Source organism: Kribbella sp. NPDC043289, from assembly GCF_056436705.1.
This window is the reverse complement of the sequence record NZ_JBWKCB010000003.1, coordinates 1,024,610-1,037,566: the sequence shown is the minus strand read 5'-3', so window position 1 is coordinate 1,037,566 and position 12,957 is coordinate 1,024,610. Positions and strand designations below refer to the sequence as shown.

The 12,957-nt window shown below is 69.2% G+C and carries 13 protein-coding genes; 8 read left to right on the top strand and 5 right to left on the bottom strand.

Annotated elements, in window-relative coordinates:
- Window positions 1-3 precede the first annotated feature (3 nt).
- Window positions 4-369: a VOC family protein gene (locus AC0662_RS23380; RefSeq protein WP_452196200.1), complete on the top strand. Its 366-nt coding sequence runs from the start codon at window positions 4-6 to the stop codon at window positions 367-369.
- Here AC0662_RS23380 and AC0662_RS23375 read toward each other — a convergent pair.
- Window positions 360-1,202, bottom strand: coding sequence for a DUF3152 domain-containing protein (locus tag AC0662_RS23375; protein WP_478303174.1), 843 nt, complete (start codon window positions 1,200-1,202; stop codon window positions 360-362). The genes AC0662_RS23380 and AC0662_RS23375 overlap by 10 nt on opposite strands.
- A 174-nt stretch (window positions 1,203-1,376) precedes the next feature.
- On the opposite strand from AC0662_RS23375, the gene AC0662_RS23370 reads away from it, so the two are divergent.
- Window positions 1,377-3,176 carry a protein-arginine deiminase family protein gene (locus AC0662_RS23370; protein WP_478303172.1) on the top strand — a complete coding sequence of 600 codons (1,800 nt, stop codon included), beginning with the start codon at window positions 1,377-1,379 and terminating at the stop codon, window positions 3,174-3,176.
- On the opposite strand, the gene AC0662_RS23365 is transcribed toward AC0662_RS23370, so the two are convergent.
- Window positions 3,127-3,603: a GNAT family N-acetyltransferase gene (locus AC0662_RS23365; RefSeq protein WP_452196203.1), complete on the bottom strand. Its 477-nt coding sequence runs from the start codon at window positions 3,601-3,603 to the stop codon at window positions 3,127-3,129. The two genes, AC0662_RS23370 and AC0662_RS23365, sit on opposite strands and share 50 nt — an antisense overlap.
- Before the next feature lie 48 nt (window positions 3,604-3,651).
- On the opposite strand from AC0662_RS23365, the gene AC0662_RS23360 reads away from it, so the two are divergent.
- Window positions 3,652-5,199, top strand: a complete 1,548-nt coding sequence (locus tag AC0662_RS23360) for an LCP family protein (protein WP_478303170.1) — start codon at window positions 3,652-3,654, stop codon at window positions 5,197-5,199.
- A gap of 57 nt (window positions 5,200-5,256) precedes the next feature.
- On the opposite strand, the gene AC0662_RS23355 is transcribed toward AC0662_RS23360, so the two are convergent.
- From AC0662_RS23355 to AC0662_RS23345, 3 genes are all read right to left on the bottom strand, one after another.
- The gene (locus AC0662_RS23355; protein ID WP_452196205.1) at window positions 5,257-6,024 is read right to left on the bottom strand and encodes an SDR family NAD(P)-dependent oxidoreductase; all 768 of its coding nucleotides are present in this window, start codon (window positions 6,022-6,024) and stop codon (window positions 5,257-5,259) included.
- Window positions 6,025-6,113: 89 nt separating this feature from the next.
- Window positions 6,114-6,812, bottom strand: coding sequence for a VOC family protein (locus AC0662_RS23350; protein ID WP_478303167.1), 699 nt, complete (start codon window positions 6,810-6,812; stop codon window positions 6,114-6,116).
- 61 nt (window positions 6,813-6,873) lie between these two features.
- Complete coding sequence (locus AC0662_RS23345) at window positions 6,874-7,449, bottom strand: TetR/AcrR family transcriptional regulator (protein WP_478303165.1); 576 nt, start codon at window positions 7,447-7,449, stop codon at window positions 6,874-6,876.
- Window positions 7,450-7,549: 100 nt separating this feature from the next.
- Here AC0662_RS23345 and AC0662_RS23340 point away from each other — a divergent pair, with 100 nt between their 5' ends.
- From AC0662_RS23340 to AC0662_RS23320, 5 genes are all read left to right on the top strand, one after another.
- Window positions 7,550-9,127, top strand: coding sequence for an ABC-F family ATP-binding cassette domain-containing protein (locus tag AC0662_RS23340; RefSeq protein ID WP_478303163.1), 1,578 nt, complete (start codon window positions 7,550-7,552; stop codon window positions 9,125-9,127).
- The gene (locus AC0662_RS23335) at window positions 9,114-9,959 is read left to right on the top strand and encodes a Vgb family protein (protein ID WP_478303161.1); all 846 of its coding nucleotides are present in this window, start codon (window positions 9,114-9,116) and stop codon (window positions 9,957-9,959) included. The genes AC0662_RS23340 and AC0662_RS23335 overlap by 14 nt, the downstream gene beginning before the upstream one ends.
- A 172-nt stretch (window positions 9,960-10,131) precedes the next feature.
- Window positions 10,132-11,040, top strand: a complete 909-nt coding sequence (locus tag AC0662_RS23330; RefSeq protein ID WP_478303159.1) for a UbiA prenyltransferase family protein — start codon at window positions 10,132-10,134, stop codon at window positions 11,038-11,040.
- A 4-nt stretch (window positions 11,041-11,044) separates the two neighbouring features.
- Window positions 11,045-11,998, top strand: coding sequence for a prolyl aminopeptidase (gene pip, locus AC0662_RS23325; protein WP_478303157.1), 954 nt, complete (start codon window positions 11,045-11,047; stop codon window positions 11,996-11,998).
- Between the two features lie 95 nt (window positions 11,999-12,093).
- Window positions 12,094-12,903: a phytanoyl-CoA dioxygenase family protein gene (locus AC0662_RS23320; RefSeq protein ID WP_452196212.1), complete on the top strand. Its 810-nt coding sequence runs from the start codon at window positions 12,094-12,096 to the stop codon at window positions 12,901-12,903.
- Window positions 12,904-12,957 lie beyond the last annotated feature (54 nt).

Below are 12,957 nucleotides of genomic sequence, written 5' to 3'. Positions count from 1 at the left end.
CAGATGTTGAAGGACAGCAAGGCGTTCAGTGGGTTCTCGGTCGACGACATCCCGCGGGCCAAGGAGTTCTACGGGACGACGCTCGGGATCGACGTCGGGGAAGAGCACGGCATGTTGCATCTGCGGGTCGCGGGTGGGACGCCGGTGCTGGTGTACCCGAAGGCGGACCACGTGCCGGCCGAGTACACGGTGCTCAACTTTCCGGTCACCGACATCGAGGCGACGGCGCGGGAGCTGGCCGGGCGCGGTGTCACGTTCGAGCGGTACAACGACGAGCAGGACGAGTCTGGGATCAACCGCGGGCAGGGCCCGCTGATCGCCTGGTTCAAGGATCCGGCGGGCAACGTGCTCTCGATCATTCAGTCCTGAGGGATCGCGTCGTCGTACTGACCCAGGCGGCCCCGGTAGCGGGCGCCGTTCAGGTAGGGCCAGGCGTACGCGGTGCATCCGTGGAGGCCGAGGGTCTGCTGCTGCATGACCGGCGCCGGCTGGCCGGGGCCCGGGCACAGCTCGTGGCCGCGGCCGAGGCGGTGCCCTGTCTCGTGGTTGATCATGTAGTGCCGGTACGTCGCCAGTGACGCGCCGTACCCCCGTACGCCGTGCACCCAACGCGCGACGTTCAGCACCACCTGGTCGCCGATCCGGCAACTCGTGTACCGGTCCGGCGCGGAGCCGCAGATCGAGTCCCGCGTCTGCGGCGTCACCAGCATCACTGTGAAGTCGGCCGTCTCGCCCGGACCCACCTGCTGGAAGCTCCACTGCCCGCGCGAAGCCCACCCCGCGGGCGCGCCGTACGCCGTCCGCACGAACTGCCCGAACGCGGCCTGATCGACCCCGGTGATCCCGCTCTCGATCGCGATCCGGAACCGCAGCAACCGCCCGCCACGCCCGATCACCGCGGGATTGCCAGGCAGTACGGCGTACCGCCGCGGCCCGGCCACCGGGTACGAGATCGCCTCCGGGACCGTGGCCCGCGTCGGCAGCTCCGACCGCACCGGCGACTGAGCCGACTGCGTGGACTGGGTCGACTGCGTTGACTCGGTTGACTGCGTGGACTCATCGGACCCCACCGCGGCCCGCAGCAGCCGCTCCGGGGACCCGTGCCGGGCGAACGGGCTGGCCGGCACCTCGACCACTGCCCCGATCGCGAGCGCGACCGTGATCGCGAGCCCGGTCCTCCTGACAACACTCCAGCGCCGCATCCGTTGACTCCCCACAGCCCGCCCACGGCGGGCGCGCTCACTCATCACTTGCCACTGTGCCCAGAAAACCTTCTCCGCCCACGGGTGGAGAGCAGATTTCCACCTGCTTTTTCTAACACGCCCGTGTTAGTTTAACTCGAAGAAGCACACCTGTACCAAAAAGGAGAGCCTTCGATGAACCGCTGGACCGCAGGCCTCGCCACCGCGACGCTACTGACCGCCGTCACGCCCGCGCTGACCGCCTGGGGTACGGCCCCGGCGGCGCGACTGACCGCGGACGTGAACCGAGACGGGCTGCTCACCCACGCCGACGACGCCGGCAAGGGCACCTGGACCGACTCGCGTGGCGCGATCTTCCTGCCCAACCTGGACGACGACGAACACCGCTGCACGGTCGACCCGGCCGATCTGAACGCACCCGGCCGCGCGGTCGACGACAAACTTGCCGCCTGCAACGACTCCGCCGACGACCGGATCAACGGACCACGGGACGCGGCAGACCTGGCACCACTAGCGATCGATGCCCAGCGCAACCTCTCGGACAGCGCGACCGGAAACGTCACGATCACCCCCGCGAACAAGGCTCGCGGGTTCGCCAACGGCCGCCCGGTCAGTACGCTGACCGCTCAGGACCTGCGGCGCGGCGTACGGCTGCAGCTCGAAGGGCGCGACATCGTCCGGGATCCGGCCCGGTGGGACGGCCAGATCACCGTCACGTTGTCCGTCACCGATCGCGGCCAGACCAGCACCGACGCCGTCCGGATGCGCGTCGCTCCCTTGATGCTGCAGAACGATCTCCAGCCCGCGCAGACGGTCCTCGCCGGGAAACCGGCCAAGGGGCAGGGATGGTGGGGCAAGACGCCGACGCATGAACCGGGTGAGTGGCAGCCGTTCGCGAAAACGTTGCGGCAGGCAACCATGTCAGCCGGTGCCCGGATGAAGTTCGTGCAGGGTACGCCGGAAGGCTGGCAGGACATGTGGTTGCAGGACACGTTCGAGCCCGCGACCGCGAGCATGCCGGCCGTCGGCAGCGCGCACACCATGCGCATCCTGATCCGCTCGGGCAACGTCTGGGACCTCCCGGACACCGACACCCCACGTCCCGCCGGGCGGTTGCTGTACCGCGACCTGCGCGGACCGGACGTCGGCATCGTCCAGGAGCTCGCCGACAAGGCCTCCCCCGGTCTCGACGACCTGCTGAACATGGGCGGCAACATCGAGTCGCTCCCGCCGTACGCCGGATATCCGCACGGGCGGATCGTCTACGGGTCCGGTGAGCGGCACCCCGATCCGGCGTTCATCACGATGGTGACGAGCCAGGGCTACCAGCCGCCGGTCGTGATCGACACGTCCTGGCTGATGGTCGGACACGCGGATGAGACGACGCACGTGGTGCGCGCGAACAACGCCCGCGGCTGGACACTCGCGGTCGCGGATCCGCGACTCGCATTCCGGCTGCTGCGCGATGTGCAACGGCGGGGTGGTGGCGGTCAGCACCTGTTCGCGGACACCAACTCGCCGCACAAGCCGACCGTCGACGAGGTCCTGAGTGCCGGGCAGGCCGACAACGAGGCGGCGGCGCGGCACATCGACGACCAACTCGAGATCCTGCTGAAGGCGACCGGCCTGCGTGCGGACGAGGTGGTGCGACTGCCCGTGGCCTTCAACAAGGTGCCTGGGTACGGCTTACTCACGGCGCTGACCCCCGGGCTCGTGAACGGACTGTCGCTCACCGAGCATCAGTTCGCCGCGCCGGATCCGCACGGGCCGCGGTTGAACGGGCGAGACGTCTTCCGGCAGGCCACCGAACGGGCCCTCGCGCACAACGGCGTACGGGTGCACTGGGTCGAGAACTTCGCTTGGTCGCACCTCGGTGGTGGCGAGGTGCACTGCGCCACCAACGCGCTCCGCGACACCCGCGGCGCTACGCCTTGGTGGTCCGGAACCGGAGGCTCGGGTACTTCGACTCGATGAATCCGAGGTCGCGATAGAGGTCGATGCCGTCGTCGGTCGCATGCAGCTCGATCTGGCCGACGGCGGTCTCGTCCCGGAACCAGTCCATCAGCGCCACCACGCACGCGCGCGCCAGACCACGCCGCCGGAAGTCCGGTTCGGTGCTGACGTTGTACAGGTGACCGCGAACAGTGCTCAGGTCCCGCGGGCCCGGCGGGTGCGCCCAGACATTGCCGGCCGCGCCCGCGACCACGCCGGCGCTCGGATCGTCGACGACGTACGCCGCGAACGTGTCCGGCGATGCCAGCTGTTCGGTGAACCAGTCGAGCGCGATCTTCTGCCAGGGTCCGTCGAGGTCATTGCCCATGGCAGCGAGCATCAGTCCGCGTAACCGGACCAAGGACTCCGCGTCGTCCGGCGTCGCGCGCCGTACCTGAATGTCGGTCACCTCGCCGATCATGCCAACTTTTTGCCGCGTCAGTGAATCGTAGAGGGCATGGTCCAGACCAGAGCGCGGCGTTCAGCGCGCGGCCAGCGAGCCCGCCGCGTCAGGTCCCGGCAACGATCAACGATCGCCGCGCTCGCGCTCGCGATCCTCGGCGTCCTCGTCCCGGGGACGGCGTACCTCGTCGCGCGCCGGACCCGCCTCGGGTCGGTCGTGACCGCGATCAGCCTCGCGCTCTACGGCACCGCGGCGTACGTCGGTCTGCGGCACCGCGACAGCGTGATCACCTGGGCGCTGGACTCGACCGTGCTGCTCTGGATGATCGCCGGCCTGATCGTCATCGCGCTCGCCTGGGTCGTCGTGCTCGTGACGTCGTACAAGATGCTGCGACCGCTCACCGCCGGACCGGGCATGCGCGTGCTCGGCTCGCTGGTGATCGGCGTCGTGTGTTTCGCACTCGCCATCAGTACGGCGACCGGTGCGCAGACCCTGGTGGCGCAGCGCAGCCTGGTGGACAAGGTGTTCGGCGGCGACGACACGAAGAGCCAGACCCGGCCGACGATCATCCCGAAGAAGGACATCTGGCAGCAGATCCCGCGGCTCAACGTGCTGCTGCTCGGCGCCGACGACGGCGACGGCCGGCAGGGCACGCGCACCGACTCGGTGATGGTTGCGAGCATCGACACCAAGACCGGCAACACCTCGCTGATCTCGCTGACCCGGAACTTCATGCGGATGCCGTTCCCGGCCGACTCGCCGCTGCACAAGAAGTTCCCGACCGGCTTCTGGGATCCGAGCATCGACCCCAGCAAGGAGCAGTCGGAGTTCTACCTGGACGCGATGTACCGCAACATCCCGAAGTTGTACCCCGGCATCCTCGGCCCGTCCGACAACGAGGGTGCCGACGTGCTGAAGGTGTCGGTCGGCGAGGCGCTCGGACTGAAGATCCACTACTACGTGCAGATCGACCTGGCCGGGTTCGCGCAGCTCGTCGAGGCCCTCGGCGGGATCACCGTGAACATCAACTACCCGGTCCCGGTCGGCGGCAGCGACGACGACAAGATCCCGCCGAGCCGGTACCTGCAGCCCGGACCGAACCGGCAGCTGAACGGGACGGACGCGCTCTGGTTCGCCCGCGGCCGCTACAAGGTACCGACCGCGGACCTGGCCCGGCAGGCGCGGCAGCGGTGCACGGTCAAGGCGATCGTCGAACGGGCCACCCCGCAGAACGTGCTGGTCAACTACCAGAAGATCGCGAAGGCCGGCGAGCAGCTGATCCGGACCGACATCCCGAAGGAGCTGCTCGGTCCGCTGGTCGGCCTCGGCGAGCGGGTGAAGACCGCGAAGATCACGAACGTCGACCTGGACAAGAAGAAGAACTTCCCGAACGGACGCAACCCGAACTACGCCGGGATGCGGGCGATCGTGGCCCAGGCGACCAACCCCGCAGGCCGTACGACGACAGCGCCGCGCAAGCTCACCACGGCGCCGCCGACGACCCCGACCCAACCTCGCACGACCCAGCCCCGCACGACCGCCAAGCCGGACACCGGCGACCTGGCCTTGGCGTGCGCCTACAACCCCGGAATGCCCGGATAGCGCCGATAACCTGGGTAGCCCGGTCAGCTCGTCAGGGCGTCAGGCGTCCCGGACGCGTCAGGCGTAGCGGACGCCGAGGCCGCCGTCGACGGCCCAGTTCGCGCCGGTGACGAAGGCGGCCGCGTCGGAGGCGAGGAAGCAGACCACCTCGGCGACGTTCTCCGGCGTCCCGATCCGGCCGAGCGGGTGGACGCCGAGCGCCTTCTCGCGTTCGCCCGGGATGGTGTCGAAGAACTCCTCGAGCAGGTCGGTCGAGATGTAGCCCGGGCTGACCGCGTTCACGCGGACCTCGTGCTGCGCGACGTCGAGGGCGAGCGAGCGGGTCATCCCGACCAGTCCGGACTTCGCGGCGGCGTACGGGAACATGCCGGCCGTGGTGAGCTTCGAGTGGATCGAGGCGATGTTCACGATCGCGCCGTGCCGGCTCTCGATCATCGGCGGCAGCACCTCGCGCGACATCAGGAACGCGCCCTTCAGGTCGACGTCGAACACGTCGTCCCATTCCGATACCGACATCGCGGTCGGGTCGGCGTACGAGTTCTTGCCGGCGTTGTTGACCAGCACGGTGAACGGCCCGCCGAGCTCGTCGGTGAGTCTGCCGACCGCGTCCCGTACCGACGCCTCGTCGGTGATGTCGCCGACGGCCGCGGCGACCTTCGCGCCGGACTCGGCCAGCTCCGCCGTCGTCGCGGTCAACGGGTCCGCCAGGATGTCGATGAGCCCGACCGCCGCGCCTTCCGCCGCCGCCTTCACCGCGACGGCCCGGCCGATGCCACGCGCGGCCCCGGTCACCAGCACAACCTCGTTCGCCAACCGACCAGTCACAAACGTCTCCTCACCTAGGCGTCGGTATCGACCCTAGTGGGAGCCGCAGCCCGGCCAGCACCGCTCTCGCCCTCCGGTCAACCGTCGGCTCAGCGGGCGGCGTGCAGGCTGAACTCGTTGCCGTCCGGGTCGGCGAGCTCGACAGCCCCGTCCGAACCACCGCCGAGCCGCGTGGCGCCGAGCGCGAGCAGCCGCTCGACCTCCGCCTCGACGTCGCCCTCGGTCGTGAGCTCGAACCGCAGCCGGTTCCGCGGCGCCTTCGGGGCGACCGGCGGCCCGCCCCAGCTGATCTTCGAGCCACCCTGCGGCGACTGGATCGCGGTCTCCTCGTCCTGATCCCAGACCAGCGGCCAGTCCAGCGCCTTGCTCCAGAAATACCCGACGGCCTGCGTCCCGTCGGACGACAGCGCCCCGATGAACGCGGTGTCCGCGAGGAACTTGTTCCCCGCCCCGATCACGCAGAACTCGTTGCCCTCCGGATCCGCGAGCACCACGTGCCCTTCCTCGGGCGTCTGGCCGATGTCAATGTGCCGACCGCCGTACTCGAGCGCGCGGGCGACCGTCTCCTGCTGCTCCTCGGGCGTCTGGCTGGTCAGGTCGAAGTGCACCTGGTTCGCCCGATCCTTCGGTACGTCGCTGCGCACGAACCGCACCCGGAACCCGGTGGGGTCCTTCGGCAGCAGCTCGGTCTCGGCACTGACCTCCCGGCCGAGGACGCCGGCCCAGAACCGCGCCAGCCCGGCCGGATCCTTCGCATCGAAGGACAGCGCGTAGAGGTTGACGCTCATCGTGACTCCAATCGACCGGGGCTGTCACCGTAGGTCGGCCGGACGAGCGCCCGCAAAGGATTTACACCGACGCCGCGGCGATTCGCGCGTGCTGGTCGGCGTCGGCGCGGGTCATCGGGCGACGCAGCAGGACGAGCTGGTGGTACAGCGGACCCGTCGCGGTCAGCAGGAGCTGGTGCGCGTCCGTGGCGGGCGGGATGTCGCCGCGGTCGACTGCCCGGCGTACGACGATCGCGGTGCGTTCGTAGCGGTCGATCCAGAACTGGGTGAGCGCGTCGGCGGCTTCCGGCGTACGGAAGGACGCCGCGATCACAGCCTGGGTGACCGACGGGCGGGCGGTGAGGGCAGCGTGGATCTCGCGGTTGACGGCGATCAGGTCACCTTCGAGCGAACCGGTGTCGGCCGGCTCCCAGGAGTCGTCGGCGCCGGCCTGCAGCAGGTCGACGAGCAGGCCGGCCACGGACTTCCAGCGGCGGTAGACGGTGGTCCGATGGACGCCGGACCGTGCAGCGACCGCGTCGATCGTGAGCCCGTCGTACCCGTGCTCGGCCAGCTCGGCCTCGACGGCGGCGAGCACGTCCGAGCGCACTCGGGCGGTGCGTCCACCTGGTCTGCTTGCGCGTTCGTCGTCCGGCATGGCATGATCTTAACGCAACATTCATCGCATTAAGGAGCAGCCAGTGATCTTCTGACCCGCCGTTCGCCAGCCCGAACCCGCGAGAGTCAGGAGGATCCGTATGTCTACCCAGCTGTCCCTGCACGCCGTCACCAAGTCCTACGACCACCACACGGTGCTCGATCAGGTCACCTGCGCGTTCCCACCAGGTCAGGTCAGCGGCCTGATCGGCGAGAACGGCTCCGGGAAGTCGACGCTGCTGCGCGTCGTGGCCGGTCTCGAACCGCCCACGGACGGCACGGTCACCGCGACCGGCAGCCTCGGCTATCTCGCGCAGGACAACCCGTTGCCGCTCGATCTCGACGTGAACGCGCTGGCCGACCACGCCCTCGCCGACCTGCGCCGGATCGAGTCCCGGATGCGGGAGCTCGAAGCCCTGCTCACCGACGGCCGCGTCGACGTCCTCGACGAGTACGGCGAACTGCAGACCGTCTTCGAGATCCGCGAGGGGTACGACGCGGACGCGCGGTTCGCCCGCGCGACGTACGGGCTCGGGTTGAGCACGCTGCCCGGTGATCGGCGCCTGTCCGAACTGTCCGGTGGCGAGTTGGCGCGGCTGCACCTGGCCGCCGTACTCGCGTCGTCGCCGGAGATCCTGCTGCTCGACGAGCCGACCAACCATCTGGATATACGAGCCGCGGTCTGGCTCGAGGACCACCTGCGGTCCCGGCGCGGTACGACGGTGGTGGTCTCGCACGATCGCGCGTTCCTGGAGCGGGTCGCGTCGACGCTGTTCGAGGTCGACGGCGACACCCACCGGGTAACGCGGTACGGGAGCGGTTATCAGGGTTATCTCGAGGAGAAGGCGGCCGAACGAGCGCGGGCCGAACAGACCCGCGCGCAGTGGGAGGAGGACGTCGCCGACCATCGGGTTCTGGTCCGGACGACGGCGGACCGGGTGTCGTACGGGCGACCGATGAAGGACAACAACAAGGTCGCCTACGACCGTCAGACCGGTCGCGTGAACGAGGCCGAGCGCAGCAAGATCCGCAATGCCAAAGAGCGGTTGCGGCGGCTGGAGGAGAACCCGCCGCCGGTGCCCGCCAAGCCGCTGCGGTTCACAGCATCGATCCGCACGGGCGGCGGATCCGGTGGGTTGGAGGCGGTGGGAGTCTCGGTGGCGGAGCGGTTGGCGCCGGTGTCGCTGGACGTGCCGGCCGGTGGTCGGGTGTTGATCACGGGCCCGAACGGGATCGGCAAGTCGACGCTCCTCGACGTACTCGCCGGGATGCTGACGCCCGACTCCGGGTACGTCGACCGTCGCGGCCGCATCGGGTACCTGCACCAGGAGGCGCACGAGCCGCACCCCGATGCCACGCTGCGCCAGGCACTCGCACGGCACCCGGGCGCGGCGGGACTCGGGCTGTTCCGTGCGGACCAACTGCAGACGAAGGTCAGTGCGTTGTCGACCGGTCAGCGCCGCCGGTTGGCGTTGGCACGATTGCTGACCGCGCCACACGACGTACTGCTGCTCGACGAACCCACGAACCACCTGTCGCTCGTACTGGTGGAGGAACTGGAGGCGGCGCTCGACCGGTACGCCGGTGCGCTCGTCGTCGTCACGCACGACCGCCGCTTCATCTCGCGCTGGCGCGGCACCGTTGTCGACCTGAAGGAGCACTCTCTTGTCAGTCACTGAATTCAAGGTCGGCGAAGCGACCGACGGGCCGTACGGCGTCACGGTCGCGGCCGGCGAGGTGTGGACAACCCTCGTCCACACCGGCCGGGTCGCGACGGAGTCCGGGCGGGTCATCGACCTCGACTCCCCCGGCTCCCGACCGAGCGTCATCGTCGAGGGACCGGACCAGGCGGTCTGGTTCACCCGCAACGGCGACGACCGCGTGGGCCGGATCGGGTACGACGGGGTGGTGTCGGCCGTGGAGATCGCCGGGGCGCCGTACGGGATGTGCGTCGGTCCGGACGGGGCGCTCTGGTGCACGCTGATGAGCGTCGACGCGATCGGCCGGGTCAGCGTCGACGGCGAGGTCACCACGTTTCCGATCGGTAGTACGGGAGCGTTCCCCGCGATGATCACCACGTTCGCCGGGGAGCTCTGGTTCACGCTCAACCAGGCCAACGCGATCGGCCGGATGACGGTGGACGGGGCGGTCACCACCTATCCCCTGCCGACGTCAACTGCCGGTCCGGTGGGTATCAGCGCGGGTCCTGACGCCGTGTGGTTCACGGAACTCCTGGCTGACCGGGTCGGCCGGATCACCGCCGACGGGACGATCGAGGAGTTCGCGCTCCCCGAAGGTTCGAAGCCGCACGCCGCGGCCGCGACCTCGGACGGCGGCTGCTGGCTGACCCTTTGGGCCGCCGCATCCCTCGTCCACGTAGATGCCCAAGGCAACGTCACGTCCGAGCATCCACTGGGCGAAGGCTCGGAGCCCCACGGCCTGTCCCTTGCCGAGGACAACTCGGTCTGGGTCGCACTGGAGACGGGGTCTCTCGCAAGAGTCCAGCCGTAGCCGGACGTCCGCCACTCACCAACCACCGCTGCCCCGCTCACCCGGCCGCGGTTCACGCTCGAGCTCGGCCGGCTTGCCGCGGTTGGTGAGTGGCGGACGTCCGCCCCCAGGGTGAGGAGGTTCACTCGGGCGAGGGAGGACGCACGGTCTTCGGCAGGAGGACAGTGGAGCTGTGAGCACAGCGGTGCAGGTTCGGGGTTCTGCAGCTCGAGTGCGTGACATCGTCGCGGTCGGACGACCGGCCTTCTGGGTCGTCTCGATCGTGCCGTACTACACCGGCATCCTGCTCGCGACCCGCCAACTCGTCCCACCCGTCGAGGAGTGGCCGCGCCTGATCGTCGGGGCGGTCGTGATGGGCCCGCTGGTCTGGCTGGCCGTGCTCGCGGTGAACGACGCCTACGACCTCCCGAGCGACCGGCTCAACCCGCGCAAGGCGAAGTCCCCGCTGCTCGACGGCCGCATCACGCTCCGGGCGGCCAAGCGGCTCGCGTTCGCCGCAGCGGTCGCCGCGGTCGGGTTGTCGCTCCACGTCGGCATCGTCTTCGCGCTCGGCGTACTCCTGGCCGTTCTCCTCGGCTACGCCTACTCGGTCCCGCCGGTACGCCTCAAGACCCGCGCCGGCTTCGACGTCGCCGTGAACGCCCTTGCTCTCGGCGCCTTCGGACCGCTCGCCGGCTGGGCCGCGATCAATCCCGACCTGAGCGGCTTCCCCTGGCTGATGGGCCTGCAGGGAACGCTCGCGGCGATCGGCCTCTACCTACCCACCACACTCGCCGACCTGGACGCCGACCGCGCCGCCGGCTACCACACCATCGCGGTCCGCTTCGGCGCGCGAACGACGTACCGCATCGGGTACGCCGCCTGGATCGCCGCCGCCGCGCTCTCGGTCATCCTCGCGGCAACCGGCACGATCATCCCGCGCAGCATGCTCCTGCTCGAGGTCGTCATGGTCCCGGTGCTGATCGTCGCCTACGGCAAACTCATCGGCCCCCACCAGTCGTTCAAAGGCATCATCGCCCTCTCCGCCCTTTTCCTCTTCCCCTGCGCCACCTTCGCCCTCACCTACACCGGAGTCCTCTGAGCCCATGTATCCAGACATCGAGCCCTACGACCACGGCCTCCTCGACGTCGGCGACGGGAATCACGTGTACTGGGAGACCTGCGGCAACCCCGACGGCAAACCCGCCCTCGTCGTCCACGGCGGCCCGGGGTCCGGCGCCGGCGCCTGGTGGCGGCGGTACTTCGATCCCGCGAAATACATGGTCGTGCTGGTGGATCAGCGCAACTGCGGACGCAGTACGCCGGACGCCGCCGAGCCGGAGGTCGACCTCAGCACCAGTACGACGGCGCACCTGATCGCGGACTTCGAACAGCTCCGGCACGAGCTGAACATCTCCCGATGGCTGCTCCTCGGCGCGTCCTGGGGTGCCACGCTCGGACTCGCGTACGCCGAGCAGCACCCGGAGGCGATCTCCGAGATCGTCCTGTTCAGCGTCACGAACACGACCCGCCGCGAGGTCGAGTGGATCACCCGCGACATGGGCCGGATCTTCCCCGAGGAATGGACCCGGTTCCGCGACGGCGTACCGGCGGACCAGCGCGACGGGAACCTCGCACTCGCCTACAGCCGCCTCCTCCACGACCCGGACCCGGCGGTGCGCGATCAGGCGGCGAAGGACTGGTGCGCCTGGGAGGACACCCATGTCCGCACGCATCCGGGCTGGCGGCCGGACTCGCGGTACGACGACCCGGTGTTCAGACTGCGCTTCGCGCGGCTGGTCACGCACTACTGGGGACACGCGGCTTGGCTGGAGGAGGACGCGCTGGTCCGGAACGCCGGAAAGCTGACCGGCATCCCTGGCGTCCTGATTCACGGACGGCTCGACATCAGCAGTCCGGCGGAGGTCGCCTGGCGGATGGCGCAGGCGTGGCCGGGTGCGGAGCTGCACCTCGTCGAGCAGGACGGGCACGGCGCGGGAGGTCGCAGTACCCAGGAGTTGATCGTCGAAGCGCTGGACCGTTTCGCATTACGGTCCTGACCGCTTTGGTTGGCGTTCACGTGCACGTGCACGCCGGGCAAAGATTTGATCACTGATCTTTACAGCGATGGAACGTGCAGGAACCCTTAGGTCCCATGACTCTGACCCGCCCGGAGCTGGAGACCGACTACGCCCTCAGTCGGTCCGATATCGCGCACTTCGCCGAGCACGGTTTCGTGAAGCTGAAGAACGTGCTCAGCCCCGAGACGATCGCGGAGTACGAGCCGGAGATCACCGGCAAGGTGATCGAGCTGAACACCCAGCACCTGCCACTGGAGGAGCGTGACACCTACGGGAAGGCGTTCCTGCAGGTGACGAACCTGTGGCAGGACAGCGAACGCGTCCTGGAGTTCGTGTCGTCGCCGCGGCTCGCGCGGATCGCGTCGCAACTGCTCGGCGTGCAGTCGGTGCGGCTGTACCACGACCAGGCGCTGTACAAGGAGTCCGGCGGCGGAGTCACGCCCTGGCACGCCGACCAGTACTACTGGCCGTTCGAGACCGACCGGTGCGTGACGATCTGGATCCCGCTGCAGGAGACCCCGATGGAGATGGGTCCGCTATCGTTCGCGGCCGGCAGCCACACGTTCGAGCACGGGCGCGACCTGCCGATCAGCGACGAGTCGGAGCGGATCCTGCAGCAGTCGCTGGCCGAGCAGAACTTCACCGAGGTCTCCGAGCCGTTCGAGCTCGGCGAGGTCAGCTACCACCTCGGCTGGACCTTCCACCACGCGCCGCCGAACACGACCGACATCCCGCGCCGGGTGATGACGGTGATCTACGTCGACGCCTCGATGGAGATCTCGCCGCCGGTGAACGACAACCAGATCGCCGACCTGGCCAACTGGATGCCCGGCAACCAGCCCGGTGAGACCATCTCCTCCCCGCTCAACCCGATCCTCTACTGACCGGCGCCGCCCTGTGCGGCGCCGCTTCACGCCCGCGCTCTGTACCTATTAGTA

Excerpts from the sequence above, each read along its gene's own strand:
- AC0662_RS23380 (WP_452196200.1), top strand. The coding sequence starts at position 4 with ATGTTGAAGGACAGCAAGGCGTTCAGTGGGTTCTCGGTCGACGACATC.
- AC0662_RS23350 (WP_478303167.1), bottom strand. The coding sequence starts at position 6,812 with ATGAGCGTCAACCTCTACGCGCTGTCCTTCGATGCGAAGGATCCGGCC.
- AC0662_RS23345 (WP_478303165.1), bottom strand. The coding sequence starts at position 7,449 with ATGCCGGACGACGAACGCGCAAGCAGACCAGGTGGACGCACCGCCCGA.
- AC0662_RS23370 (WP_478303172.1), top strand. The coding sequence starts at position 1,377 with ATGAACCGCTGGACCGCAGGCCTCGCCACCGCGACGCTACTGACCGCC.
- AC0662_RS23340 (WP_478303163.1), top strand. The coding sequence starts at position 7,550 with ATGTCTACCCAGCTGTCCCTGCACGCCGTCACCAAGTCCTACGACCAC.
- AC0662_RS23375 (WP_478303174.1), bottom strand. The coding sequence starts at position 1,202 with ATGCGGCGCTGGAGTGTTGTCAGGAGGACCGGGCTCGCGATCACGGTC.
- pip (WP_478303157.1), top strand. The coding sequence starts at position 11,045 with ATGTATCCAGACATCGAGCCCTACGACCACGGCCTCCTCGACGTCGGC.
- AC0662_RS23360 (WP_478303170.1), top strand. The coding sequence starts at position 3,652 with ATGGTCCAGACCAGAGCGCGGCGTTCAGCGCGCGGCCAGCGAGCCCGC.
- AC0662_RS23320 (WP_452196212.1), top strand. The coding sequence starts at position 12,094 with ATGACTCTGACCCGCCCGGAGCTGGAGACCGACTACGCCCTCAGTCGG.